This window comes from Variovorax sp. GW821-FHT09B05 (assembly GCF_059418265.1).
Genome location: NZ_JBWKPN010000003.1, coordinates 367,200 through 393,127 on the forward strand (window position 1 = coordinate 367,200; position 25,928 = coordinate 393,127).

Sequence of the window (25,928 nt, forward strand, 5' to 3'; positions counted from 1 at the left end):
TTTCGGCGAGACGCGGCCCGGGCGGCGCCGGCATCGTGCCGGCTTCGTTCCATCACCAGGAGTTTTCTTGCTTCACCGTTGCTCATCGCTCGGCCGGATCGCCGGTCTCGCTGCCGGCATGCTGGCGCTCTTCGCCTTCCTCACCGGCCTGGCCCAGGCCGCCACGCTCGGCTTTGACCAGCTTCCCGCCACCCCCACCGATGGCCTCATCACGCTGTTCTATCCCGCCGAGTCACCGCCGCAACGCGTGCAGCGCGGCCCCTTCGCCTTCGACGCCGCCCCCGGCGCGGCGCCCGTGCGCAGCAACGGCCGGCTCGTCGTGGTGTCGCACGGCTCGGGCGGTGCGCCGTGGGTGCATGTGGACCAGGCGCGCAGCCTGGTCGCGGCCGGCTTCGTGGTCGCGATGCCCGAGCACCGCGCCGACAACGCGCGCGACGGCAGCGACCCCGGCCCCGACAGCTGGACGCAGCGGCCGGCCGAGGTCTCGCGCGCGATCGACGCCGTGGGCCGCGACCCGCGCTTCGCTCCGCTGCTGCGGCTCGACCGCGTCGGCCTCTACGGCATCTCGGCCGGCGGGCACACGGCACTGAGCCTCGCGGGCGGGCGCTGGTCGCCGGCGGCGTTCGCGCGCCATTGCGACACCCACCTGGACGAGGATTTCCAGTTCTGCGTCGGGCTGATCACGCGGCTCACGGGCGGCCCGCTCGATGGCCTCAAGCGCTGGGGTGCGCGCACGGTGATACGCCACCGCTTCGCGGCCGACACACGGATGCGCGAGGATCACGACCCGCGCCTCGCGGCCGCGGTGGCCGGCGTGCCGGGCGCGGCCGATTTCGACCTGGATTCGCTGGTGACGCCGCGCATCCCGCTGGCACTGATCGGTGCCCGGCAGGACCGCTGGCTGATCCCGCGCTTTCATGGCGACGCCGTGCTGGCGGCCTGCCGGCCGCGCTGCGAACTGCTGGCCGACCTGGCACTCGGCAGCCATGGTTCGCTGCTGTCACCGCAGCCGCCGGCGCTCGATGGGCTGATCGGCGACCTGTTGAACGACCCGCCGGGCTTTGACCGGGCGGCGGTGCGTGCGGCCGAAACCGGAACAACGGCCTTCTTCAGCCGCCATCTTCTGCCTTGAACACCTCATTTCCGCGCCGAACGGGCTAACGCACGAGCCTCCGATTCCGCCGACGGACAGCTCCCACAGCCAGGCGCGGCCCCGGCGCTCACGGCCCCCACCGCGCCCTTCCCTATGTTTCATTCCGAGCCGGCACCCTGCCGGCTCTGTGTTTTCAGCGATCCCCGTATCACTCGAAAAGGAAGGAATCCCAGCCATGAAACAACAACACCATCGCATCGTCTTCGGCGCCCTGCTCGCCGGCCTGCTGGCCACCGCGGGCATTCAGGCAAGCGCACAGGTCTCGACCCCGAACGTCGGCGTCGGCGTCGGCGTGGGCGTGAACGCCGGGGTCGGCGCATCGGGCGGCGGCAATGCAGGCGGCGCACAGGCCGGCGCGCGTGGCGATGCCGCGGCGCAGACGCGCGCCAATGCCGGCGGCACCGGCGTCAATGCCGGAACCAACGCCGGCGGGGGTGCTGCCGCTTCAGGCCAGGCGAACGGCCATGGCGCGAGCGCTGGCGGCAACGCCGGCGCGGGCGGCAATGCCTCGGGCAACGCGAACGGCGGCGGCCTCGGCAATGCCGTGGGCGGCGTGCTCGGCGGCGCGACCGGCGCGGTGGGCAATGTCGGCAACACGGTCGGCGGCGCCACGGGGGCGGTGAACGGCGCCACCAATGCGGTCGGCGGCGTGGCGGGCACGGCCAATGGCGCGACCGGTGCGCTCGGCGGTGCGACCAACACCGTCGGCGGCGCGGTGAACGGCGTGACCGGTGCAGCCGGTTCCGCGGGCGGCGCGCTCAAGCCGATCGGCACCGGGGCCGGCGCGGCCGGTCAGGCCGGTGGCAGCGGTGGCGTGAAGCTGGGCAAGTAAGCACGCCCGCCCGGTGCAACAAGGCCCGTGGCCCTTTCGAGGCCACGGGCCTTTTTCGTGCGCGCTCAGTTCGACGTGTCGTCGCGCAGCCTGAACAGGCTCGTCACCTCCACATCGAGCACCATCAGCTCGCGCTGGTTGAACAGCCGCCAGCGCCAGCGCAGGATGCCCAGCGTGGGCTTGCTCTCGGAGCGGCGCACCTCGATCACGTCGGCCACCAGCCGCAGCGCGTCACCGGGGCGCACGGGGTTCGGCCAGCGCACGTGCTCGAGGCCCGGCGAGGCGAAGGATTCGGAGCCTGCGAGCGCGGCTTCGACCACCAAGCGCATCGCGATGGCGCAGGTGTGCCAGCCGCTCGCGATCAGGCCGCCGAAGGGGCTCTCGCGCGAGGCCTCGGCGTCGGTGTGGAACCACTGCGGGTCGTAGCTGCGGGCGAAGCCGACCAGCTCCTCCTCGCTGAGCAGGTAGGGGCCGGCCTCGATGACCTGGCCCGCGTGGAAATCGGCGAACTTCATCGGCGCAGCGTACCCGGCTCCAGGATGAAGATCAGTAGGTCTCGAGGTGCAGCCGGCCTTCGCGCTTGAGCGCGGCGCCCACGGTGTCCCAGTCCAGGCCCGCGTCCCGCGCCACGTCGCGCAGCGCGAGCACCACGCCCTCCTCCATGCTCTTGAGGCCGCAGACGTAGAAATGGCTGGCGCCATCCTTCAGCAGCGCGGCGAGGTCGGCCGCGCGCTCGCGCATCAGGTCCTGCACGTAGCGCTTGGGGCTTCCCGGCGTGCGCGAGAACGCGAGGTTGATGTCGATGAAATCCTTGGGCAGCGACTGCAGCGGGCCGAAGTAGGGCAGCTCCTGCTGCGTGCGCGCGCCGAAGAACAGCATGAGCTTGCCGCCCTCGAACTTGCCGCTCTTGCGCAGCCGGCGGCGCCACTCGGTCATGGCGCGCATCGGCGCGCTGCCGGTGCCGGTGCAGATCATCACGATGTGCGACTTCGGATGGTTCGGCATCAGGAACGAGGCGCCGAAGGGGCCGACCACCTGCACGGTGTCGCCGACCTTGAGGTCGCAGACGTAGTTCGAGGCCAGGCCGCGCACCGGGTTGCCCTGGTGGTCCTCGGTCACGCGCTTCACGGTGAGCGAGACGTTGTTGTAGCCGGGCCGCTCGCCGTTGCGCGGGCTGGCCACCGAGTACTGGCGTGCGTGGTGGCGTTTGCCGATGGCGTCGACGCCGGGCGGCACGATGCCGATCGACTGGCCCTCGAGCACGGGGAACGGGATGGCGCCGAAGTCCAGCACGATGTGGTGGGTCTCGCTGTCGAAGCCGGCCTCGGTGCAGTTGAAGTTGCCCACCACGGTGGCGGTGGTCGGGGTCTTCGGCGGGAACAGGTTGGTGTAGGCATGCGCGGCCGACCACGGCGGCACGGTGGCGCCGTACTGGGCCGAGTGGAAGACCGGCTCGGCCGCTTCCGCGCTCGCGGCCTGCGCCGGTACCGCTTCGGCCACCTCCGCGGCATCGGCCGCGTCGGCCGTCACGCCCGCGGCCTCGAGCTCCTCGGGCGTGAGTTCGGCCGGCAGCGATTCCCAGCCGAGCTGTTCCTCGATCGAGTAGGCGCGCACCACGGGCATGGTGCGCCAGTTGTCGATCGAGCCCGTGGGGCACGGCGAGATGCATGCCATGCAGCCGTTGCAGACGTCGGCGCGCACGACGTAGTTGTTGTCGTCGTGCGTGATCGCGTTGACGGGGCAGGTGGCCTCGCAGGTGTTGCAGCGGATGCAGATCTCGGGGTCGATCAGGTGCTGCTTGATGACCCCGGCTTCAACGGCCATGTCCATGTTGTTCTCCATCCCCTCGCCGTGGGGACGAGGGATTCATATCCAGGCGCTTAGCCGAAGCGGACGTATTCGAAGTCCACCGGCTGGCGGTTGATGCCCATCACCGGCGGCGCGATCCAGCCCGCGAACTTGCCCGGCTCGATGACGCGGCCCATCAACGATGCCACGAAAGCGAAGTCTTCGGTGCTCGGCAGCCATTCGTCGCGCTTGGCAGCCCATTCCATGTCGTTCACCACGCGGCCCTCGGGCGACATCTTGATGCCGGCGAGCGCGCCGATCTGGCGGTTGAAGGCCTTGTGCGGCACGACCAGGCGGGTCGGAATGCCGGCCTTCTCGAGCACCTTGTTCCAGCGGCCGACGCCGGCCACCGAGTCCTTGATGAAGTCGTCGCGCAGCACTTCGTTGAGCGCGTTGAGCATCGGCACGTCCTTCTCGACGAGCTGGCCGTCCTTCACCTCGAGCACCTTGTAGGTCTGGCCCTTGAGCACGTGGTCGTCGGTGCGCTTGCCTTCCTCGTAGCGGCCCTTGAGGCCCGAGCTGTAGAAGATGGCGGCGTTGCTCGACTGGTCGGCGCCGAACAGGTCGATGGTCACGCTGTAGTGGAAGTTCAGGTAGCGCTGGATGGTGCCGAGGTCGATGGCACCGGCCGCGCGCACCTTCTGCGCGTCGTCGGTCTTCAGTTCGTTCATGACCTGCGCGGTGCGCGCGATCACGCGCGACACGCCGCTCTCGCCCACGAACATGTGGTGGGCTTCCTCGGTCAGCATGAACTTGGTGGTGCGCGCCAGCGGATCGAAGGCGCTCTCGGCCAGCGCGGAGAGCTGGAACTTGCCGTCGCGGTCGGTGAAGTAGGTGAACATGAAGAACGCGAGCCAGTCGGGCGTGCGTTCGTTGAAGGCACCGAGGATGCGCGGGTTGTTCTCGTCGCCCGAGGTGCGCTGCAGCAGTGCATCGGCCTCTTCGCGGCCGTCGCGGCCGAAGTGCTTCTGCAGCAGGTAGACCATGGCCCACAGGTGGCGGCCTTCTTCCACGTTGATCTGGAACAGGTTGCGCAGGTCGTACATCGACGGCGCGGTCAGGCCCAGGTGGCGCTGCTGCTCGACCGACGCGGGCTCGGTGTCGCCCTGGGTGACGATGATGCGGCGCAGGTTGGCGCGGTGTTCGCCGGGCACGTCCTGCCAGGCCTTCTCGCCCTTGTGGTCGCCGAAGTGGATTTCGCGGTTGGCGTCGCCCGGGTTCAGGAAGATGCCCCAGCGGTAGTCGCGCATCTTCACGTGGCCGAACTGGGCCCAGCCCTGCGGGTCGACGCTCACGGCGGTGCGCAGGTAGACCTCGTGGTTGGTCGATCCCTCGGGGCCGACGTCGTCCCACCAGTTGATGAAGTTGGGCTGCCAGCCTTCGAGCGCGCGCTGCAGCGTGCGGTCTTCGCCGAGGTTGACGTTGTTGGGGATCTTCTCGCTGTAGTTGATCGTGCTCATCGTTGTTCCTTGGGTTGTACGGGCTGCAGGTTCAGACGCGGTTGAGATCGAAGCCGGCCTTCTCGCCGGTGCCGTAGACCTTGAGCGCGCCCTTCTCGCCGACGGCGTTGGGGCGGTTGAAGATCCAGTTCTGCCAGGCCGAGAGGCGGCCGAACACGCGCGTGATCATGTTCTCCTTGCTCGCGAAGCGCAGGTTGGCCTCAAGGCCGGTCAGCGAATCGGGCGACATGGCGGCACGTTCCTCGATCGCGATGCGGATCTCGTCGTCCCAGTCGATGTCGTCGGGCGCGGCGGTGACCAGGCCGAGCTGGAGGGCCTCGTCGGCATCGAGCGGCTTGCCGGCGGCGCCGCGCGCGGCCTCGAGCGGCGCGGCCTCTTCGTAGAAGCGGCGCTGCAGGCGGCTCTGGTCGTTGACCATCGGGAAGAAGCCGAAGTTGAATTCGTTGAGCACCAGCCTGGGCGCGCGCTCGGCGTCGTCGGGCAGCGCGAGCATGTAGGTGCGGTCGGCCGCGAAGGCCAGCTCGGCCAGCGTGCCGGCGAAGCAGGAACCGGCCTCGACCAGCGCGAACAAGCTGCGCGAGGAGACGTCGAAGCGCGCCAGCGTGCGGCGCAGCGCACCGATGGTTTCGCGCACCAGCCAGTGGTCCTTGTTCGCGAGCATCACGGCGTCCGAGGCCAGCACGGCCTGGGCGTCGCCCTCGGTCTTCAGCAGCCAGGTGCCGATGTCGAGTTCGTTGGTACGCAGGTTGAGGATCGCGTCGTCGAGTTCGCGGCACACGGCCAGCGGCCACCAGGCGGCGCCCGCGGCTTCGATGGCGGCGATGTCGGCCGGCTGCGCGCCGCTCGGCGCCTTCACGGTGATCGCCGCGGTGCGCTTGCTGCGGTCGATCTGCACGTTGACGTGCGAGTAGGCAATGCCGTCGGCGCTGTCGGTGCGCTCGAGGCGCGTGAGGGCCACGCCCTTGGCGCCGGCGGGGCGGTCGCTGCCGGCCGCGAGCTGCGAGGCGCGTTCCTGCACGGCGGCGGCGAACTGCGCGGGCTTGGCGACCGCGTCGACCAGGCGCCATTCGACGGCACGCTGGCCGCGCACGCCTTCGACGCTGGTGCAGAAGATGTCGGCCAGGTCGTGGCGCACGTGGCGCTTGTCGGTCACGCGGGTCAGGCCGCCGGTGCCGGGCAGCACGCCGAGCAGCGGCACTTCGGGCAGCGAGACGGAGGAGGAGCGGTCGTCGACCAGCAGGATCTCGTCGCAGGCCAGCGCCAGTTCGTAGCCGCCGCCGGCGCAGGCGCCGTTCACGGCCGCGAGGAACTTCAGGCCCGAGTGCTTCGACGAGTCTTCCATGCCGTTGCGGGTCTCGTTGGTGAACTTGCAGAAGTTCACCTTCCAGGCGTGGCTCGAGACGCCGAGCATGAAGATGTTGGCGCCCGAACAGAAGATGCGGTCCTTGCCGCTGGTCACGATCACGCTGCGCACCTCGGGGTGCTCGAAGCGGATGCGGTTGAGCGCGTCGTTGAGCTCGATGTCGACGCCGAGGTCGTAGCTGTTGAGCTTGAGCTTGTAGCCGGGGCGGATGCCGCCGTCCTCGGCGATGTCGAGCGTGAGGCGCGCGATCTCGCCGTCGAAGCCGATCGACCAGTGGCGGTACTGGGAAGGCTCGATGCGGTAGTCGACGCGCGGGGCGGCGGTGGATGCGGTGGTGTCGGTCATGGCGGGGGTCTCCTGGGTCTTCCGTGGGCTTGAAAGGCCGCGGGACAAGGTCGATGCACGAATAATAATGCACTTTCCTGCGGCGATGACATGCATCATGCTGCATGTTTACGGGCACGTCAATGCCTGATGCGGTTTTTTTCGAGAACGTGACCGAAGCCCGGGCCGGCGCGCGGCGGCGCCGGCCGGGTCAGGCCTTCAGGCCCATGGCCTGGCGGGCCGCGGCGCGCAGATTCTGGAAGCTCTGCGGCAGGGTCTGGCGGCTGGTGTCGACCGTGAGATCGGCCTTCGAATAGAAGGCGGCGCGGCCGTTGAGGATGCGGCGCAGGTCGTCCATGGCCTCGCGGCTGGCGGCCATCGGGCGGGTGTCGCCCTGGGCGGCCACGCGGCCCATGTGCTCCTCGGGCGCGGCCTGCAGCCAGACGGTGGTGCAGTGCGCGAGCAGCTCGTTGAAGGTGGCGGGGTCGGAGACGATGCCGCCGGGCGTGGCGATCACCACCTCGCTGTAGATCTGGATCGCCTCCTCGAGCGCGCGGCGCTCGTAGCGGCGGTAGGCGTTGGTGCCGTAGAGGTCGTGGATCTCGCGCACGCTGCAGCCGGCGAGCTTCTCGATCTCGCGGCTCAGCTCGACGAAGGGCACCTCGAGGTCGTCGGCCAGCATCTGGCCCAGGGTGGACTTGCCCGCGCCGCGCAGGCCCACGAGCGCGATGCGCCGGTGCCGCGCCGGGTCGACCGAGGCCGTGCCCAGCAGTTCGCCGAGCGCCACGCGCACCCGGCGCAGGTCGGCCTCGCTGCGGTGCTCGAGCAGCTCGCGGATCAGCAGCCACTCGGGCGAGCTGGTGGTCACGTCGCCGACCAGTTCGGCCAGCGAGCAGTGCAGCGCGCCCGCCACCTGCTGCAGCACCAGGATCGAGGCGTTGCCGATGCCGTACTCGAGGTTGGCGAGATGGCGCTCCGACACCTCGGCCGCGATCGCCACCGCCTTGCGCGTGAGCCCGCGCTGCGCGCGCAGGTTGCGCACGCGCTCGCCGAGCGCGACCAGCAGCGGGTTCTTCACCTCCCCGGGCGCGGCGGGGGCGACGCCTTCCGGCGCGGTGGCCAGCACCGCGTCTACATGCTCATTCATGCCATTCCTCTTGTTTCGCCGGCATTGTGCGCGCTCAGGGTAAACACCATAGATGCACTATATTGCTTGACACTGGTTGTCTCGATGCTTATTGTTCGGCCACACGCAAGATACTGCACGTGCAGCATTCCTGCAAGGCAATACCAAAGTTCGAGGCCCACGATGTCCGACAGCAGCCAGTCCGCCAGCCCCGGCGGCAAGGAAGCCTTCCACCAACTGATCGCCGGCCTGACCGCCGAGATCGCCGGCCGGCCGCTCGACGCCGAGCTCGACCGCTGGCTCAACGCGAACCACGGCGCCGGCAGCCCCACCTTCGCGCGGCTCGGCGCCGCCTGCCGCCAGGGCGTGGCCGAAGGCTGGCTCTGCGAGCGCGAAGGTGGCGGCATCAGGTACGGCCGCGTCTTCAAGGCCGAGGACGCGCTGCACCGCTTCTCGGTCGACGTGGTCGACATGCAGGACATCGCCGGCCCGCACCACACCCATCCCCAGGGCGAGATCGACCTGATCATGCCGCTGGACGACAGCCCCGCCGCCAGCTTCGACGGACGGCCCGCGGGCTGGTGCGTCTACGGCCCCGGCAGCGCGCACCGCCCGACCGTCGCGCAAGGCCGCGCGCTCGTTCTCTACCTCCTGCCCGAAGGGCAGATCAAGTTCACGGTATGAGGCACTCCCCCAGGCTTGCCCACTTCGTGTGGCCGCCAACCCCCTCGCCGGGGGCAACACCAGCGGCCCGGCAAAGCCGGTTCCGCGGTGTTCCCCGAATCTGCACACATCGAGAGCCCATCGAATGACCGAGCTTCTTCCCAATCACGTCGCCGGCCGCTGGCAAAGCGGCTCGGGCGCCGGCACGCCCCTCTTCGACCCGGTGCTCGGCACCGAGCTCGTGCGCGTCGACGCCACCGGGCTCGACCTGCCCGGGGCCTTCTCGTTCGCCCGCGAACAGGGCGGCCACGCCCTGCGCGCCCTCACCTACCGCCAGCGCGCCGGCTTGCTGGCCGCCATCGTCAAGGTGCTGCAGGCGAACCGCGATGCCTATTACGAGATCGCGACCGCGAACTCGGGCACGGTGAAGAACGACTCGGCCGTCGACATCGACGGCGCGATCTTCACGCTGGGCCAGTATGCGAAATGGGGCGACGCGCTCGGCGACGTGCGCGCACTGCGCGACGGCGAGGCCGCCAGGCTCGGCAAGGAGCCGCTGTTCCAGTCGCAGCACCTTCAGGTACCCACGCATGGCGTGGCGCTGTTCATCAACGCCTTCAACTTCCCCTCGTGGGGCCTGTGGGAGAAGGCCGCGCCCGCGCTGCTCTCGGGCGTGCCGGTGATCGTGAAGCCGGCCACCGCCACCGCCTGGCTCACGCAGCGCATGGTCAAGGACGTGGTCGACGCGGGCGTGCTGCCCGCGGGCGCGCTGTCGGTGATCTGCGGCAGCTCGGCCGGCCTGATGGACCAGCTCCAGCCCTTCGACGTGGTCTCGTTCACCGGCTCGGCCGACACCGCCGCGCTGATCCGCTCGCACGACGCCGTGGCGCGGCGCTCGGTGCGCGTGAACATCGAGGCCGACAGCCTCAACAGCGCGCTGCTGCTGCCCGGTGCCGCGCCCGGCAGCGAAGCCTTCAACCTGCTGGTGCGCGAAGTGGTGCGCGAGATGACGGTGAAGGCGGGCCAGAAGTGCACCGCGATCCGCCGCATCCTCGTGCCGGCCGAGCTCTACGACGCCGCCGCCGAGGCGATCGGCGCCAAGCTCGCGGGCGTGAGCGTGGGCAACCCGCGCAACGAGGGCGTGCGCATGGGCTCGCTGGTGAGCCGCGCGCAGCTGGCCGCGGTGTGCGAGGGCCTCGATGCGCTCGCCGCGCAGACCCAGGTGCTGCACGATGGCCGCGACCGCCCGCTGGTCGACGCCGACCCCGCCGTGGCCGCCTGCATCGGCCCGGTGCTGCTGGGCGCGCGCGATGCCGACGCGGCGCAGCAGGTGCACGACATCGAGGTCTTCGGCCCGGTCGCCACGCTGCTGCCCTACCGCGACACGGCCCATGCCTTCGCGCTCGCCCACCGCGGCCAGGGCTCGCTCGTGACCTCGCTCTACGGCGCCGACGAGACGGCGCTTGCGCAGGCGGCGGTCGAACTCGCGGCCAGCCATGGCCGCGTGCACGTGATCACGCCCGAGGTGGCGCAGGCCCAGACCGGCCACGGCAACGTGATGCCGATGTCGCTGCACGGCGGCCCGGGCCGCGCGGGCGGCGGCGCCGAACTCGGCGGCCTGCGCGCGCTGGACTTCTACCACCGCCGCAGCGCGGTGCAGGCGGGCAACGGCGTGCTCGCCGCCCTGGGGCTGTAGCCGCCCCTCTATCTAGATACCGACGCAGCGCCCCCACAGAGGCCCCAAGGAGACACACGATGAGCCTGCCACCCCGCTTCAACTTCGCCGAGCACCTGTTCGCGCTCAACCGCGAGCGCGCCGCGCGCACCGCCTACGTCGACGACCGCGGCACGCTGAGCTACGGCCAGCTCGAGGACCGCGCGCGCCGCCTCGCCGCAGCGCTCAGGGCCGCGGGCCTGCGCCGCGAGGAACGCGTGCTGCTGCTGATGCTCGACGGCAACGACTGGCCCGTGAGCTTCCTCGGCTGCCTCTACGCCGGCATCGTGCCGGTGGCCGTCAACACGCTGCTCACGCCCGAGGACTACGCCTACATGCTCGACCACAGCCGCGCGCAGGCCGCGCTGGTGTCGGGCGCGCTGCTGCCGGTGCTGCAGGAAGCGATGGCGCGCGGCGGCCACGAGCTGCACACGCTGCTGGTGTCGCAACCCGTGGGCGCGCTGCCCGAGGGCGCGCGGGACTTCGAGGCCGCGCTCGCCGCCGCCGAGCCCCTGGCCACGCCCGCGCTCACGGCCTCCGACGATCCGGGCTTCTGGCTCTACTCCTCGGGCTCCACCGGCAAGCCCAAGGGCACGGTGCACACGCAGGCCAACCTCTGGTGGACCGCCGAGCTCTACGGCAAGCCGGTGCTGGGCCTGACCGAGAACGACGTCTGCTTCTCGGCCGCCAAGATGTACTTCGCCTACGGCCTGGGCAATGCGCTGACCTTCCCGCTGTCGGTGGGCGCCACCGTGGTGCTGATGGCCGAGCGCCCCACGCCCGATGCAACGTTCCGCCGCTGGGTCGAGCACAAGCCCACGGTCTTCTTCGGCGCGCCCACCGGCTTCGCGGGCATGCTCGCCTCGCCGAAGCTGCCGGCGCGCGAAGCGGTGGCGCTGCGCATGTGCTCGTCGGCCGGCGAGGCGCTGCCCGGCGAGATCGCGCAGCGCTTCAAGACGCACTTCGGTTGCGACATCATCGATGGCATCGGCTCCACCGAGATGCTGCACATCTTCATCTCGAACCGGCCCGACGACGTGCGCTACGGCACCACGGGCAAGCCGGTCGAGGGCTACGAGGTCGAGCTGCGCGGCGAGGACGGCCGCGCCGTGCCCGACGGCGAGGTCGGCGACCTCTACATCCGCGGCCCGAGCTCGGCGCTGATGTACTGGACCAACCGCGAGAAGTCGCGCGAGACCTTCCAGGGCGGCTGGACCAAGAGCGGCGACAAGTACACGCGCGACGCCGACGGCTACTTCACCTATGCGGGCCGCAGCGACGACATGCTCAAGGTCAGCGGCATCTACGTCTCGCCCTTCGAGGTCGAGGCCACGCTGATGCAGCACCCGGCCGTGCTCGAGGCCGCCGTGATCGGCAAGGAGGACGGCGAGGGCCTCACGAAGACCAAGGCCTTCGTGGTGCTCAAGGACGGCGGCACCACCACCGAGGACGAGCTCAAGGCCTTCGTGAAGGAGCGCCTCGCGCCCTACAAGTACCCGCGCTTCCTCGAGTTCGTGGCCGAGCTGCCGAAGACGGCGACCGGCAAGATCCAGCGCTTCCGGCTGCGCGAGCGCGAGAAGCAGGCATGAGCCTTCCCGACTTTGCCACCATCGACTGGCGCGGCCGCGCGGTGCGCATCGAGTGCCAGTGGATCGCGCCCGAGCGCGGCGACGCGCCGCTCGTCGTGTTCCTGCACGAGGGCCTCGGCTCGGTCGCGATGTGGAAGGACTTCCCCGGGCGCCTGTGCGAAGCCGCCGGCGTGCGCGGCCTGGTGTTCTCGCGCCCCGGCTACGGCCGCTCGACGCCGCGCGCCGACGACGAGATCTGGGACGTCGACTTCATGCACCGCCAGGCGCACGAGGTGCTGCCCGCGCTGTTCAGCGCGCTCGCGCTCGACGGCGAGCAGCCCTGGCTGTTCGGCCACAGCGACGGCGGCTCGATCTCGCTGCTCTACGCCGCGCGTTTCCCCGAGCGCGTCGCGGGCCTGGTCGTGCTGGCGCCGCACATCTTCGTGGAAGACGTGACGGTGGCGAACATCGAGCTCGCGCGCACCGCCTACCTCGGCACCGACCTGCCGCAGAAGCTCGGCCGCTACCACGACAGCGCCGACTCGGCCTTCTGGGGCTGGAACCGCATCTGGCTGCATCCGCCGTTCCGCGACTGGAACATCGAGGCCGAGCTCGACGCGATCCGCTGCCCCGTGCTCGCCGTGCAGGGCCTCGGCGACGAGTACGGCAGCCTCGCGCAGATCCGCGGCATCGCCGCGCGCGTGCCCGGCTGCGAGCTGCTCGAGATCCCCGAATGCGGGCATTCCCCGCATCGCGATCAGCCGGATCGTGTCATCGTCGCGGCCACTTCGTTCATCACCAAAAACAGGAGACAGAGTTCATGACCATTCGCCACACCACCCGCCTCGCGCTGACCGCGCTGTCCTTCGCCGCGCTGTGCACGGCCGCCTCGGCCCAGGGCACGGGCAAGCTCAAGGTCGGCCTGATGCTGCCCTACAGCGGCACCTTCACCGCGCTCGGCGTGGCGATCGAGAACGGCTTCAAGCTCTACGTCGACGAGCAGGGCGGCAAGCTCGCGGGCCGCGAGATCGAGTACTTCAAGGTCGACGACGAGTCCGATCCCGCCAAGGCCACCGACAACGTCAACAAGCTCATCAAGCGCGACAACGTCGACGTGATCGTGGGCACCGTGCACTCGGGCGTGGCGATGGCCATGGCCAAGGCCGCCAAGGAAAGCGGCACCGTGCTGATCGTGCCCAATGCCGGCGCCGACGCCGTGACCGGCCCGATGTGCGCGCCCAACATCTTCCGCAGCTCGTTCAGCAACTGGCAGCCGGCCTACGCCATGGGCGAGGTGGCGGCAAAGCAGCAGGGCAAGAAGAAGGTCATGACCATCACCTGGAAGTACGCGGCCGGCGAGGAGTCGGTCAACGGCTTCAAGGAAGGCTTCGAGAAGGCCGGCGGCAAGGTCGACAAGCAGCTCACGCTGCCGTTCCCGAACGTGGAGTTCCAGGCCCTGCTGACCGAGATCGCGGCGGCCAAGCCCGATGCGGTCTATGCCTTCTTCGCGGGCGGCGGCGCGGTCAAGTTCGTCAAGGACTACCAGGCCGCGGGCCTGAACAAGACCATCCCGCTGTACGGCCCGGGCTTCCTGACCGACGGCACGCTCGAGGCGCAGGGCGAATCTGCGCAGGGCATGCTCACCACGCTGCACTACGCCGACGGCCTGAACACGCCACGCGACACCGCCTTCCGCACCGCCTACGCCAAGACCTTCAAGCTGCAGCCCGACGTGTACGCGGTGCAAGGCTACGACGCCGCGCAGATGCTGGGCGTGGGCCTCGCCGCCACCAAGGGCGACATCACGAAGAAGGCCGACTTCGCGGCCGCGGTCGAGAAGGCCAAGATCGACAGCCCGCGCGGCGCGTTCACGGTCAGCAAGTCGCACAACCCGGTGCAGGACATCTATCTGCGCAAGGTGGAGGGCAAGGAGAACAAGCTGGTGAGCACGGCGATCAAGGGTCTGGCCGATCCCGCGCGCGGCTGCCGCATGTAACCCACCTCCGTCCCTCGCTCGCTTCGTGCAGCTCGACGCCCCCCTCGAGGGGGCGACACCCGCGGACCGGCCAAGCCGGATCCGCGGTGTCTCCCGAACATCGCGGCGCTTCGCGCCTGCTTCTCCAGCCCAACCCGGATGACCTAACGTGGACTTCGGCACCTTCCTCGTCCAGTGCCTGAACTCGGTTCAGTACGGACTGCTGCTCTTTCTCGTGGCCTCGGGCCTGACGCTGATCTTCGGGATCATGGGCGTGATCAACCTCGCGCACGGCAGCTTCTACATGATCGGCGCCTACATGGCGTTCTCGCTGGCGCCGCTGTTCGGCGACCAGTTCCTGCTGATGCTGGTCGCCGGCGTGGTGCTCGCCGCCATCTTCGGCTACCTGCTCGAGTGGGCCTTCTTCAGCTACCTCTACCAGCGCGACCACCTGCAGCAGGTGCTCATGACCTACGGCCTGATCCTGGTGTTCGAGGAACTGCGCTCGATCCTGGTGGGCAACGACGTGCACGGCGTGAAGGTGCCGGCCTGGCTCGACGGCAGCTTCGCGCTGGGCAGCGTGATGAGCTATCCCTGGTACCGCCTGTTCGCCTCGGCCGCCTGCATCGTGCTGGCGCTGGCGCTGTACTGGGTGGTCAACCGCACGCGCCTGGGCATGATGATCCGCGCCGGCGCGAGCAACCGCGACATGGTGCGCGGCCTGGGCATCGACGTGAAGCGGCTCTACCGCATCGTCTTCGCCGCCGGCGTGGCGCTCGCGGCGCTGGCCGGCATGATCGCCGCGCCGATGTCCTCGGTCTATCCGAACATGGGCGCGAGCGTGCTGATCATCTGCTTCGTGCTGGTGGTGATCGGCGGCATCGGCTCGATCACCGGCGCGCTCGTCGCCTCGCTGCTGGTGGGCTTCGTCGACACCTTCGGCAAGGTGTTCTTCGCCGACTTGAGCGGCATCGGCATCTACCTGCTGATGGCGATCGTGCTGATCTGGAAGCCCGAGGGGCTGATGGGACGGCGTCCATGAGTTCGATCCCCAGGACCTCCACGCGCATGATTGCCTCCACGCCCTCTTCTTCACCCGCCCGGGACGCCGGCTCGTTCGGCGGCGCGGCGCTGCCGCTGGCCTGCGCGCTGGCCATCGGCATCGCCGGCCCGCTGCTGGGCAACTACGCCTCGGACTTCATCGTCAAGGTGATGATCCTGTCGATCTTCGCGCTGAGCCTCGAGCTGCTGGTCGGCATGACCGGCCTCGTGAGCCTGGGCCACGCGGCCTTCTACGGCATTGGCGCCTACGTCACGGTGCTGGCCTCGGGCGCCGAGGGCGGCAACTTCGCGCTGCTGCTGCCCGCGGCCATGGGCGCGGCCGGGCTCTATGCCCTGTTCGTCGGCGCGCTGAGCCTGCGCACGCGCGGCGTCTACTTCATCATGGTGACGCTGGCCTTCGCGCAGATGGCCTTCTTCGTGTTCCATGACACCAAGGTCGGCGGCGGCAGCGACGGCATCTACCTCTACGTGCGCCCGGCCCTCGGCGCGCTCGACCTCGAGAACCGCACGGTGCTGTTCTACGTGGTGCTGGCGGCGCTGGTGTTCACCTACGCGCTGCTCGCGCTGCTGCGCCGCTCGCGCTTCGGCGCGGCGCTCGCGGGCATCCGCGTCAACGAACAGCGCATGCGCGCGGCGGGCTTCCCCACCTACGCCTACAAGCTCGCGGCCTTCGTGCTGGCCGGCGCGCTGGCCGGCCTCGCGGGCTTCCTGCTGGCCTCGCGCGACGGCGTGGTCAACCCCGAGCTGATGGCCTGGCACAACTCGGGCGAGGTGCTGCTGATGGTGATCCTCGGCGGCCTGGGCCACCTGCGCGGCGCGGTGATCGGCGCCATCGCCTTCACGCTGCTCAAGGAGATCTTCTCGACCCACGCGCTGCTCGGGCCGCTGGCCGACCACTGGCAGCTCACGCTGGGGCTGACCATCATCGTGTTCGTGGCGCTGCTGCCCAAGGGCCTGATCGGGCTGGTGCAGCGGCTGTCGCCGAGGAGCGGGGCATGAACGCACGCATGAACGATTCAGTGCTGCTGTCGGTCGAGGGCCTCACGCGCCGCTTCGGCGGCCTGGTCGCGGTCAACGCGGTCACGCTCGACCTGCACGTGGGCGAGGTGCATGCGGTGATCGGCACCAACGGCGCGGGCAAGTCGACCCTGATCAACATGCTCTCGGGCGAGATCGAGGCCTCGGCCGGCCGCATCCGTCTCGACGGCGAGGACATCACGACGCGCGCGCAGTTCCGCCGCGCGCTCGCGGGCGTGGGCCGCAGCTACCAGCGCACCACCATCTTCCCGGAGTTCAGCGTGCACGAGAACTGCCGCCTCGCGGCGCAGGCGGCCACGCCGCGGCCCTGGGCGATCTGGCAGCCGTCGCGCGGCTGCGCCGCGAGCTCGGCCTCGGCCGATGCGGCGCTCGAAGCCGCGGGCCTCGCCGCCGAGGCGCACCGCATTGCCGGCACGCTGAGCCACGGCGCGCAGCGCCAGCTCGAGGTGGCGATGTGCTTGGCCACGCATCCGCGCGTGCTGCTGCTTGACGAGCCGCTGGCCGGCATGGGCGCGGAGGAGACCGACCGCATGCTGAACCTGCTCGCGCAGCTCAAGGCCACGCACGCCATCCTGCTGGTGGAGCACGACATGGACGCGGTGTTCCGCGTGGCCGACCGCATCACGGTGATGGTCAACGGCACGGTGATCGCCACCGGCAGCCCCGACGCGATCCGCGAGAACCCCGAAGTCCGCACCGCCTACCTGGGAGAGGAACACTGATGCCCCCACGCTCTGCACTTCGTGTCATCGCTGCCCCCCGGGGGGGCGCAGGCCTGCCTTGGGGCGGCCCGGCGGGAGGCCTCTGATGCTCAACGTCAAGGACCTCAACACCTACTACGGCAACAGCCACATCCTGCGCGGCGTGCATGCCGAGATCCCGGCCGCGACCTCGGTCGGGCTGCTGGGGCGCAACGGCATGGGCAAGACCACGCTGATCCGCACGATCATGGGCTACGTGCGCCCCGCCTCGGGCGAGGTGCAGGTCGACGGCCGCACGGTCACGGGCCTGCCGCCCGAGAAGATGGCGCGCCTGGGCATCGGCTACGTGCCCGAGGGCCGCGGCATCTTCCCCAACCTCTCGGTGCGCGAGAACCTCGTGATGAGCGAGCGCGCGGGCATCGACGGCCAGCGCGCCTGGACCTTCGAGCGCGTGATGGCCACCTTCCCGCGGCTGGCCGAGCGGCTGTCGCACGGCGGCCAGCAGCTCTCGGGCGGCGAGCAGCAGATGCTGTCGATCGGCCGCGCGCTGATGACCAACCCGCGCCTGCTGATCCTCGACGAAGCGACCGAAGGCCTGGCGCCGCTGATCGTGGCCGAGATCTGGCGCGTGATCGAGCAGATCCGCCAGACCGGCATCGCCACCCTGATCGTGGACCGCGACTACCGCAAGGTGCTGGCCCACACCGAGCTCGCGGTGGTGATGGAGAAGGGCCAGATCGTGCGCCAGGGCGCCTCGGGCGCACTGCTCGCGCAGCCTCAGGCGCTGGAGGCGCTGCTCGGGGTCTGAGGGCCCACCGCCATGACGCGCGAGATCAGCCTGCTCGACACCACGGGCAAGCCGTTGCGCATGGACGGCCGGCTGCTGCTGAACGCGGGCGCCACGCCATGGCAGGGCTTCGCCTTCGAGGTGCGCGCGATGATCGGCGACGGCGAGAACCCGGCCTGCTACAACCCGCATCCGCTGATCGGGCTGTGCGTGCGCGGCCATCTGAGCGGCGTCATGACGCAGGGCCGGCGTTCGCACCGCATCGAGACGCGCGCGGGCAGCATGAGCATCTTCGAGCGGGGCTACGAGGTCGACCGCGCGAGCTGGACCGGCTGCCTCGAGGAGATGATTGCGATCGAGATCCGCCCCGAGGCGCTGCGCAGCCTCATGCCCGAGAGCGACGGCGAGCTGCACCTGCAGACCCAGCTGTCGACCACCGACGCCACCTTGCAGCTGCTGGCCACCGCCATGCGCGACGAGATCGAGCGCGGCTGCAGCTCGGGCCGGCTGCATGCGCAGGGACTGTCGATGGCGCTCGCGAGCTACCTGCAGGGCCGCTACGGTTGCGCGCGCAGCACGCAGCGACCGCGCGGCCGGCTCTCGCAGGCCGACCTGCGCCGCGTCTACGACTGGGTGATGGCGCACCTGGCCGAGGACTTCGGCATCGACACGCTCGCGGCCGAGCTGCAGATGAGCGCGGTGCACTTCACGCGGCTGTTCCGCGCCAGCACCGGCGCCACGCCCTATCGCTACGTGATGGAGCAGCGCGTGCGGCAGGCACTCGCGCTGCTCGACGGCCCGCTCGCGCTGGCCGAGATCGCGCACGCGGTGGGCTTCTCGAGCCAGGCGCATTTCACGCAGGTGTTCCGCCAGCTCGTGGGCAGCACGCCCGCGCGCACGCGTGCATCGCGGGTAAGTCCGAGGGCCGGTTGAGGGAATCCTGCAAGCGCTGATCGCATGTCGATAGACCGTGCGAGGCACGCTCGGCACATTCGATGTCTGCCAACACAGGAGACAGAAGATGCGCCACCACAACAGATCCCACACCCGTTCCGTTCCACCCTCCATCGCCCTGCTGTGCCTCGCCGCGGCCGCCGCGCTCTCGGCCTGCGGCGGCAGCGGCTCGTCGAACACCGTGCTGCCGATCGTGCCGGCCGCGCCGCCACCCGCGGCACCGGTCGCGCTGACTTGCGACGACAGCCTCAAGACCGCGTTCAAGCCCGATGCGAACACCACCGTGCGGCTGGTGAAGCAGTTCAGGAAGGGCGACGACCTCAACCTCGACGGCAAGGCCACCGGCACGCTCGCGGCCAGCGACCTGTGCATGGTCAAGCTCAACGTCGGGCCGGGCCACGCCGGTCCCGCCGGCGCGCCTTCGACCTCGCCGGGCATCGGCATCGAGGTCTGGCTGCCCGCCAAGGCCGCGTGGAACCAGCGCGTGCGCGTGCTCGGCGGCGGCGGCTTCGCGGGCGAACCCTCGATCAGCGCGCTCGATCGCATCGGCAACGCCGGCGGCATCGATTCGCCTTCACGCGTGGCCGGCACCGAGGGCTCGGTCAGCGCCATCACCGACACCGGCCATGCCTCGTCGAGCCCCGTGGCCGGCACCGACGGCGCCTTCGCGATGAACCCCGACGGCACTGTCAACACCGCGCTGTGGACCGACTTCGCGAGCCGCGGCATCCACGAGATGGCGGTCAAGGCCAAGGCGCTCGCGGCCGGCTTCTACGGCGATGCGCCGAAGTACTCGTACTGGGACGGCTGCTCCACCGGCGGGCGCCAGGGCCACATGCAGGCACAGGTCAACCCCGACGACTTCGACGGCATCCTCGCGGGCAACAGCGCGATCAACTGGAGCACCTTCATCACGGCCGAGCTCTATCCGCAGGTCGTGATGCAGCGCGACCTCGGTGGCACGCCGCTCACGCCCGAGCAGGCCACGCTGGTGTCCTCGGCCGCGGTCAGCGCCTGCGACAGCCAGCTCACCGGCAAGCACGAGGGCTTCATCAGCGACCCGGCCGCCTGCCGCTACGACCCGGTGCAGGACAAGGCCGTGCTGTGCACCGCGAGCGGCGGCAGCAATGCCACCGCGGCCTGCCTGAGCACCGCGCAGGCGCAGGCCGTCAACAAGATCTGGTACGGCCAGACCCGCGACGGCAGCGCCCCCGCGGCCGCGGGCGACATCGGCTACGGCCCCACGCTGGCGTCGAACCAGCTCTGGTACGGCCCCACGCGCGGCACCGCGCTCTCGGGCCTGGCCGGCTCGGCCGGCGGCGTGCCCGCGCCCTTCCCCATCGCCGTGCACCAGGTCGCGCTGAACCTGCAGGACCCGACGCTCGCCACGCCCGATTTCATCAACGCCACCGGCAACGGCGCCGACCGCTGGAAGGGCCTGGGCTACGCGCAGCTCGCCAACGCCAGCGACCGCGGCAAGGCGCTGCAGGGCGCGTTCGCGAACATCAACGCCGACAACCCCGACCTCGCGCGCTTCCGCGACCGCGGCGCGAAGATGCTGACCTACCACGGCCTGGCCGACCAGGTGATCCCGAACTCGGGCACCGCCCACTACTACGAGCGCGCGGCCGGCGCGATGGGCGGCATCGATGCGCTGCAGAAGTTCTACCGCTACCTCGAGATCCCCGCGATGGGCCATTGCATGGGCGTGGGCTCGGTCGACGGCCTGCCCGGCACCAGCCCCGCGGCCAACCCGCCGCTGCCCGCGCCGAACCAGCTGTTCACCGCGCTCACCGACTGGGTCGAGAAGGGCATCCCACCCGAGAACCTCGTGCTGCGCAACGGCGACAAGTCGCTCGCGCGGCCGCTGTGCACCTATCCGAAGAAGATCGCGTACCTGGGCGGGGACACGTCGAAGGCGGAGAGCTTCGCCTGCCGCTGAGCGGCGCGCTCAAGCCTTGTCAGGCCGCGCGCTGCTTGAGGATCGTGGGCTCGATGGCCGGCGCCGGCCACAGCGCGAGGTGGTAGCGGTCCTCGCCCTCGAGCCCGTCCTCGGACAGCGTCGCGAGCCCCGCGTAGCAGGCGCGCACGCGGTAGGTGCCCGGCGCGATCGCTATGCGCGCGGCGTCCGGGAAGTAGTCGGTGCAACCCGCGATCGCGAGGCGCCCGCTCGCCGTCGCGAGCGTGCATTCGACGATGTGCTCCCAGGCATCGGCAGCGAGCGGCGGCTCGGCCTCGAGGATCTCGAGCGTGACCGGCACGTTCATGTTGCGCGCCGTGCCGATGCCGACCACGCCGGGCGCGGTCGCGAGCATGCGTTCCACGGCCTCGTCGCTCCATGCATCGGAAAGATCGCCTTCGGCGGATTCGTCCTGGATGTAGAACTGAAAGTAGTCGGCGAAGAGCTGGAAGGTGTGCATGCGTCGGTCTCCGATGGAAACGAAGCGTAGCGCGTCCCGGTGAAAGTCCGGCGGCGCACCGGGTTTCACCTCTGTGCTGCGACAGCGCGACAGCCGAATGATGTCCGGCTGCACGTGCGCTCCGATCCCCCGGCGGCCGCGTGCCATCGCGAGGTCGAGCATGCCTTCCCTGCAATCGCGCCACATCGACAACGTCTATTCGATCGCCACCGGCACCGCGCTGGCCGATCCGGCGACCAGCCTGGTCCACAAGTCGTGGGCGCGCTGCGTGCGCGACCATGGCCTCGATCCCTCGCGGCCCACGCCCGCGCGCATCCTGCCGGCGCACGAGGTGCGCGCGCACCAGCAGCAGCTCGAGCACTTCCTGTGCACCGCGCGCGCGGGCATGGAGGACATCTACCGCCGCGTGGCCGACCTCGGCTACATGGTGCTGCTGACCGATGCCGAGGGCATCACGGTCGACTACATCGGCAACCCGGCCTGGGACGACCAGTTGCGCAAGGCCGGCCTCTACCTCGGCGCCGACTGGAACGAGGCCCATGCGGGCACCTGCGGCGTGGGCACCTGCCTGGTCGAGCAGGCACCGATGACCTGCCACCAGACCGAGCACTTCGATGCCACCCACATCGCGCTGACCTGCACCACCGCGCCGCTGTTCGACCATGGCGGGCGGCTCACGGCGGTGCTCGACGTGTCGGCGCTGCATTCGCCCGAGGCCAAGGAGAGCCAGCACCTGGTGCGGCACCTGGTCGCGATCTACGCGCGCATGATCGAGGACGCCGATTTCCTGCGCCACTTCCGCGGCCACTGGGTGCTGCGGCTGGGCAGCGCCTTCGGCCTGGTCGACGTCGCCGGCGAACTGATGCTCGCGCTCGACGAGGCGGGCACGGTGGTCGGCGCGAACAGCAGCGCGCGGCGGCTGTTCGCGGCCCATCCGGTCGGCACCTGCGTGGCCGAGCTGCTGCGCATGCCGCTCGATGCGATCTGGCGCCTGGGCGCGAGCGCATCGGCCATGCCCTTCGCCCACACGGTGCTGCTGCCGGACGGCGGCGAGTACCACGCCTCGCTGCTCGCGCCGCGCGTGGCGCGCCGCACGGCCGCGCCGGTGGCGCCCGCCGAGCGCAAGACCTCCCATGCCGCCGACCGGCTGCCGCCGCTCGAGGGCATCGCGGGCGACGATCCCGCGATGCAGTCGCTGCTCGCGCAGGCGCGCCGGCTGGTCGACCGCGGCATCCACGTGCTGATCGAGGGCGAGACCGGCAGCGGCAAGGAGGTGCTGGCGCGCGCACTGCACGGCGCGAGCCGCCGCGCGGCCCTGCCCTTCGTGGCCGTGAACTGCGCGGCCATTCCCGATTCGCTGATCGAGAGCGAGCTGTTCGGCTACCTGCCCGGGACCTTCACCGGCGGCCGCAGCAAGGGCATGAAGGGCCTGATCGCGCAGGCCGACCGCGGCACGCTGTTCCTCGACGAGATCGGCGACATGCCGATGGCCCTGCAGACGCGGCTGCTGCGCGTGCTGTCGGAGGGCGAGGTGCTGCCGCTGGGCGGCGACGCGCCGCAGCGCGTGGACCTCGCGGTGGTGGCCGCCACGCACCGGGGCCTGAGTGACCTCGTCGCGGCAGGCCGCTTCCGCGAGGACCTCTACTACCGCCTGTGCGGCGCCGTGCTGAAGCTGCCGCCGCTGCGCGAGCGCGGTGATCGGCGCCACCTGATCGATCGCCTGTTCGCCGACGAAGCCGCGGCGATGGATTCGAACGCGCGGCTGTCGGCCGAAGCGATCGAGGCGCTGATGGCGCACCGCTGGCCCGGCAACCTGCGCGAGCTGCGCAACGTGCTGCGGCTCGCGCTGGCGCTGTGCACGGGGCGTGAAGTCATGGTGGAGGACCTGCGGTTGCCGGAGCGGGTCGCGACGACGATGCCCGCAACGGTCGATGAGGCCGAGGACATGGCCGCCGAATCGGAGCGGCTGCTCGCCGCGCTGCGCCAGCATCGCTGGCGCGTCGCGCAGGCGGCCGACGCGCTGGGCCTGAGCCGGGCCACCGTGTACCGGCACATGAAGCGGCTCGGCATCGTCGCGCCCCGGCGCGGCTGATCGCACACCGCTACAACGCGGTCCATGCGTTCGATTCGTAGCAGGCCTTCAGGCGCTCGTGCAGCGGATGCGACACCGAGAATTCGGTCGCGTCGATGCGCCGCAGCGGCCGCACGGTGTCGGGCACGTTGGTCCAGAAGGCCAGCTCGAAATCCTTGATCTCGTCGATGCGGATGTCGCGCTCGACGAAGGGAATGCCATGCGAGCGCATGCCCAGCCGCAGCAGGTGGATCGCACCGCCGGGCAGCGCGGGCGCGGTCGGCAGCACCACGCGACGCCCGTCGTAGAAGCCGACGTTCCACGTGCTTCCCTCCGAGATGCTGCGCCGCGCATCGAGGAACAGCGCGTCGTCGAAACCCGCCGCCTGCGCGAGCTTGCGGTGGTGGAACAGGCCGAAGGTGCCGACGTGCTTGACCTCGGGCAGCACGCGCTCGTGCTGCACCGAGCGCACGGCGCGCGGCGGCGGCGCCTCGGCCGCGAGCGGCGACTGGGTGACGAACACCCCGGCGGGCATCGGCTTGGTGAGGTCGGCGAAGCCCGCCACGCGCGGGAAGACGTTGATGCGCACCAGCCAGGTCCTGTCGTCGTCGGGCACGGCCTCGCGCACCAGCCGGCGCACCCGCTCGCCATCGAGTTCGCTGCCGAACAGGAGCCGCGTGCTGCGGTCCAGCCGGGCCAGCTGGAAGTCCAGCCCCTGCACGCTGCGCCGGCGGATGCGCATGGTGCTGAAGTGCCCGTAGTTGGCGAGCGCCATCGCGCGCAGGTCGCCGACCGAGGGCGGCTCGCCGTCGATGCGGCCCACGGCCGGTGCGGCTGCGGGCGCAGGCGCATCGGCCGCGCTGGCGCCGCCCATGGCCGACAGGCCCGCGGCGAGCAGCGCCCGGCGCCCGAGGAAGGAAACGTTGTCGACTTGCATCTCAAGCTCCTGCAGTTGGAAAACCATGGCGCGCCCCGGCCCAGGCATCGACGAGAAAGGCCAGCACCGCGGCATTGAAGTTCTGCGCCTGTTCGAAGTACGGCGAGTGCCCCGCGGCCGCGATCTCGGCCACGCGGCTGCCCTCGACCTGGCGCGCGATGTCGCGCACCACCGCGGGCGTGACCACGCGGTCCTCGGCACCGACCACGAACAGCGTCGGGCAGCGCAGGCGTTGCAGGTCGTCGAGCGCGAGCAGCTGCTCCGGCGCGAACAGCGCTGCGAGGCGCTCGCCCCATCCCGGGCCGCCGCGGCCGGCCGCGGCGCCGTGCACCGCGGGATTGAACTGGTTGATCTGCCGGTACAGCCAGGCCATCGCGGGCCGCTCGCGCACGAAGGCCGGGCTCAGCGCGCGGTCCTCGAGCTCGGTCGCCGCCACCTCGCCGAGAAAGGCCGCGACGTTGGCCAGCATCCGCGGATGGTCGATCGCCAGCGGCGAGTCGCAGCAGGCGAAGGCCCACACCCGCTCGGGATGGCGCAGCGCGAGCCGCGCGCCGGTCATGCCGCCGAGCGACTGGCACACCAGCGCGGCGCTGTCGATGCCCTCGGCATCGAGCACCGCGAGCGCATCGGCCACCAGCGCCTCGTGCCCGAAGGCTTCGAGCGGCGCGACCGAACGGCCGAAGCAGCGCGCGTCGAACGCGATGCAGGTGAAGCGCTGCGAGAACGCAGGAATCTGCTGCCACCAGGTCGCGGCATTCGATCCCGCGCCATGGCAGAACAGCAGCGCCGGCCCCTGGCCCGTGCGCTCGTAGTAGATGTCGACGCCGCCGGAATGCACGAAGCTCATGCCAATGCTCCTCGCGCGGCGCTCATTCGGGTCGCACGCCGATGCGGCGCGCGAGCGTGCGGTAGCGCTCGGCCTCGGCGGCCAGGAAGCGCGCGGCCTCGGCCAGGCTCATGCGCTCGGACACCTGCGAGCCCGAGGCCTCGAGGGTCGTGCGCACCTGCGGGTCGGCCAGGCTCGCCTGCAGCGCCTTGTGCAGGCGCTCGACCACGGCCTCGGGCGTGCCCTTGCGCACCATCGGCCCGGCCCAGGCACCGGCCTCGTAGTCGGCGGCGACGCGGCTTTCCGCGAAGGTCGGCACGCTCTTCATCTGCGCGAGGCGCTGCTTCGAGGCGACCGCGAGGATCTTGAGCCGGCCGGTCTCGGCCAGTCCCAGGTAGCCGGTGGTGAAGGGCATCAGCGCGAAGTCGAGGTTGGCGCCGCCCAGGTCCTGGATCAGCGGCGCACCGCCGCTGTAGGGCACGTGCATGACCCTGGCATCCATGCGCGCGGCCAGGTCCTCGGCCGCGAGGTGGAACATCGAGCCCACGCCCACGCTGCCGTAGGTCAGCGGCTGCGCGGCGGAAGAGCGCGCGAGCGCCGCGAAGGCATCGAGGTCGTCGGCCGCGAGCGCCTTGCGCGTCAGCAGCACCAGCGGGTTGTTGGTGGCCGGCGAGACCAGCACGAAGTCCTCGAGCTTGAGCTTCACCGCGGCCCGCGCGAGCGGCGCGAGGATGACTTCGTTGGGCGAGCCCTGCAGCACCGTGTAGCCGTCGGCCGGCGCGTTCAGCACCTTCTGCGCGGCCAGCGCGCCGCCCACGCCGCCGAGGTTCTCCACCAGCACCGGCTGGCCCAGCTCGCGGGCCATGCGCGGCGCGATGGCCCGGGCGATCACGTCGGCCGGGCCGCCCGCGGGATAGGGCACGACCCAGTTGACCGGCCTGGCGGGCCAGGCCTGCGCACCCGCGACCAGGGGAAGCACCGCGAGGCCGATGGCCAGGCGGCGCGCGATCCATGTGAGGCTCATCTCGAACTCCGGCTGTGGTTGACGTGGGAGCGGATGCTACAAACGCGGTCCCGCGCGGCACAGGACCTTTTCAGCCACTCGA

At 70.6% G+C, this 25,928-nt stretch carries 23 protein-coding genes; 14 read left to right on the plus strand and 9 right to left on the minus strand.

Features of this window, described 5'->3' with window-relative positions; all coding sequences use genetic code 11:
• Positions 1–118 precede the first annotated feature (118 nt).
• The gene (locus AC07RM_RS10095) at positions 119–1,132 is read left to right on the plus strand and encodes an alpha/beta hydrolase family protein (RefSeq protein ID WP_495334362.1); all 1,014 of its coding nucleotides are present in this window, start codon (positions 119–121) and stop codon (positions 1,130–1,132) included.
• Positions 1,133–1,328: 196 nt separating this feature from the next.
• Positions 1,329–1,985: an adhesin gene (locus AC07RM_RS10100; RefSeq protein ID WP_495334363.1), complete on the plus strand. Its 657-nt coding sequence runs from the start codon at positions 1,329–1,331 to the stop codon at positions 1,983–1,985.
• Positions 1,986–2,050: 65 nt separating this feature from the next.
• Here the strand turns inward: AC07RM_RS10100 and AC07RM_RS10105 are convergent, their stop codons facing one another.
• From AC07RM_RS10105 to AC07RM_RS10125, 5 genes are all read right to left on the minus strand, one after another.
• On the minus strand, positions 2,051–2,500 hold the full coding sequence (locus AC07RM_RS10105; RefSeq protein ID WP_495334364.1) for a MaoC family dehydratase: 450 nt from the start codon (positions 2,498–2,500) through the stop codon (positions 2,051–2,053).
• 31 nt (positions 2,501–2,531) lie between these two features.
• Positions 2,532–3,815, minus strand: coding sequence for a benzoyl-CoA 2,3-epoxidase subunit BoxA (gene boxA, locus AC07RM_RS10110; protein ID WP_495334365.1), 1,284 nt, complete (start codon positions 3,813–3,815; stop codon positions 2,532–2,534).
• A 50-nt stretch (positions 3,816–3,865) separates the two neighbouring features.
• A complete protein-coding gene (boxB, locus tag AC07RM_RS10115; RefSeq protein WP_093343739.1) occupies positions 3,866–5,293 on the minus strand; it encodes a benzoyl-CoA 2,3-epoxidase subunit BoxB in 1,428 nt (475 codons plus the stop codon).
• 31 nt (positions 5,294–5,324) lie between these two features.
• Positions 5,325–7,001 carry a 2,3-epoxybenzoyl-CoA dihydrolase gene (boxC, locus tag AC07RM_RS10120; RefSeq protein ID WP_495334366.1) on the minus strand — a complete coding sequence of 559 codons (1,677 nt, stop codon included), beginning with the start codon at positions 6,999–7,001 and terminating at the stop codon, positions 5,325–5,327.
• Between the two features lie 190 nt (positions 7,002–7,191).
• On the minus strand, positions 7,192–8,127 hold the full coding sequence (locus AC07RM_RS10125; protein WP_495334367.1) for a helix-turn-helix transcriptional regulator: 936 nt from the start codon (positions 8,125–8,127) through the stop codon (positions 7,192–7,194).
• A 162-nt stretch (positions 8,128–8,289) separates the two neighbouring features.
• On the opposite strand from AC07RM_RS10125, the gene AC07RM_RS10130 reads away from it, so the two are divergent.
• The 11 genes from AC07RM_RS10130 (at position 8,290) to AC07RM_RS10180 (ending at position 20,510) form a co-directional block, all read left to right on the plus strand.
• Positions 8,290–8,790, plus strand: coding sequence for a DUF4863 family protein (locus AC07RM_RS10130; RefSeq protein WP_495334368.1), 501 nt, complete (start codon positions 8,290–8,292; stop codon positions 8,788–8,790).
• Positions 8,791–8,914: 124 nt separating this feature from the next.
• Positions 8,915–10,465 carry a 3,4-dehydroadipyl-CoA semialdehyde dehydrogenase gene (locus AC07RM_RS10135; RefSeq protein ID WP_495334369.1) on the plus strand — a complete coding sequence of 517 codons (1,551 nt, stop codon included), beginning with the start codon at positions 8,915–8,917 and terminating at the stop codon, positions 10,463–10,465.
• A 59-nt stretch (positions 10,466–10,524) separates the two neighbouring features.
• A complete protein-coding gene (locus tag AC07RM_RS10140) occupies positions 10,525–12,072 on the plus strand; it encodes a benzoate-CoA ligase family protein (RefSeq protein WP_495334370.1) in 1,548 nt (515 codons plus the stop codon).
• Positions 12,069–12,875, plus strand: coding sequence for an alpha/beta fold hydrolase (locus tag AC07RM_RS10145; protein ID WP_495334371.1), 807 nt, complete (start codon positions 12,069–12,071; stop codon positions 12,873–12,875). Before AC07RM_RS10140 ends, AC07RM_RS10145 begins: the two co-directional genes overlap by 4 nt.
• On the plus strand, positions 12,872–14,047 hold the full coding sequence (locus AC07RM_RS10150; protein ID WP_495334372.1) for an ABC transporter substrate-binding protein: 1,176 nt from the start codon (positions 12,872–12,874) through the stop codon (positions 14,045–14,047). Before AC07RM_RS10145 ends, AC07RM_RS10150 begins: the two co-directional genes overlap by 4 nt.
• 148 nt (positions 14,048–14,195) lie before the next feature.
• Positions 14,196–15,068: a branched-chain amino acid ABC transporter permease gene (locus AC07RM_RS10155; RefSeq protein WP_093343724.1), complete on the plus strand. Its 873-nt coding sequence runs from the start codon at positions 14,196–14,198 to the stop codon at positions 15,066–15,068.
• 26 nt (positions 15,069–15,094) lie between these two features.
• Positions 15,095–16,087: a branched-chain amino acid ABC transporter permease gene (locus tag AC07RM_RS10160; RefSeq protein ID WP_495334373.1), complete on the plus strand. Its 993-nt coding sequence runs from the start codon at positions 15,095–15,097 to the stop codon at positions 16,085–16,087.
• Between the two features lie 8 nt (positions 16,088–16,095).
• The gene (locus tag AC07RM_RS10165; RefSeq protein WP_093343723.1) at positions 16,096–16,848 is read left to right on the plus strand and encodes an ABC transporter ATP-binding protein; all 753 of its coding nucleotides are present in this window, start codon (positions 16,096–16,098) and stop codon (positions 16,846–16,848) included.
• A gap of 85 nt (positions 16,849–16,933) precedes the next feature.
• The gene (locus AC07RM_RS10170) at positions 16,934–17,635 is read left to right on the plus strand and encodes an ABC transporter ATP-binding protein (RefSeq protein ID WP_057595313.1); all 702 of its coding nucleotides are present in this window, start codon (positions 16,934–16,936) and stop codon (positions 17,633–17,635) included.
• Positions 17,636–17,647: 12 nt separating this feature from the next.
• On the plus strand, positions 17,648–18,547 hold the full coding sequence (locus tag AC07RM_RS10175) for a helix-turn-helix domain-containing protein (RefSeq protein WP_093343721.1): 900 nt from the start codon (positions 17,648–17,650) through the stop codon (positions 18,545–18,547).
• 88 nt (positions 18,548–18,635) lie between these two features.
• Positions 18,636–20,510, plus strand: coding sequence for a tannase/feruloyl esterase family alpha/beta hydrolase (locus AC07RM_RS10180; RefSeq protein WP_495334374.1), 1,875 nt, complete (start codon positions 18,636–18,638; stop codon positions 20,508–20,510).
• Positions 20,511–20,529: 19 nt separating this feature from the next.
• Here AC07RM_RS10180 and AC07RM_RS10185 read toward each other — a convergent pair whose 3' ends face one another.
• Entirely contained in the window at positions 20,530–20,988 is a 459-nt protein-coding gene (locus tag AC07RM_RS10185; protein WP_495334375.1) for a hypothetical protein, read from the minus strand.
• 160 nt (positions 20,989–21,148) lie between these two features.
• Here AC07RM_RS10185 and AC07RM_RS10190 point away from each other — a divergent pair, with 160 nt between their 5' ends.
• Complete coding sequence (locus AC07RM_RS10190) at positions 21,149–23,080, plus strand: sigma-54-dependent Fis family transcriptional regulator (protein ID WP_495334376.1); 1,932 nt, start codon at positions 21,149–21,151, stop codon at positions 23,078–23,080.
• Between the two features lie 10 nt (positions 23,081–23,090).
• On the opposite strand, the gene AC07RM_RS10195 is transcribed toward AC07RM_RS10190, so the two are convergent.
• The 3 genes from AC07RM_RS10195 to AC07RM_RS10205 are packed head-to-tail and all read right to left on the minus strand — an operon-like array spanning position 23,091 to position 25,846.
• Positions 23,091–23,996, minus strand: a complete 906-nt coding sequence (locus AC07RM_RS10195; RefSeq protein WP_495334377.1) for an aminotransferase class IV — start codon at positions 23,994–23,996, stop codon at positions 23,091–23,093.
• A 1-nt stretch (position 23,997) separates the two neighbouring features.
• Positions 23,998–24,843, minus strand: a complete 846-nt coding sequence (locus tag AC07RM_RS10200; RefSeq protein ID WP_495334379.1) for an alpha/beta fold hydrolase — start codon at positions 24,841–24,843, stop codon at positions 23,998–24,000.
• Between the two features lie 22 nt (positions 24,844–24,865).
• Positions 24,866–25,846 (minus strand): tripartite tricarboxylate transporter substrate binding protein, encoded by a 981-nt coding sequence (locus AC07RM_RS10205; protein ID WP_495334380.1) that lies wholly within the window; start codon positions 25,844–25,846, stop codon positions 24,866–24,868.
• Between the last annotated feature and the right edge of the window lie 82 nt (positions 25,847–25,928).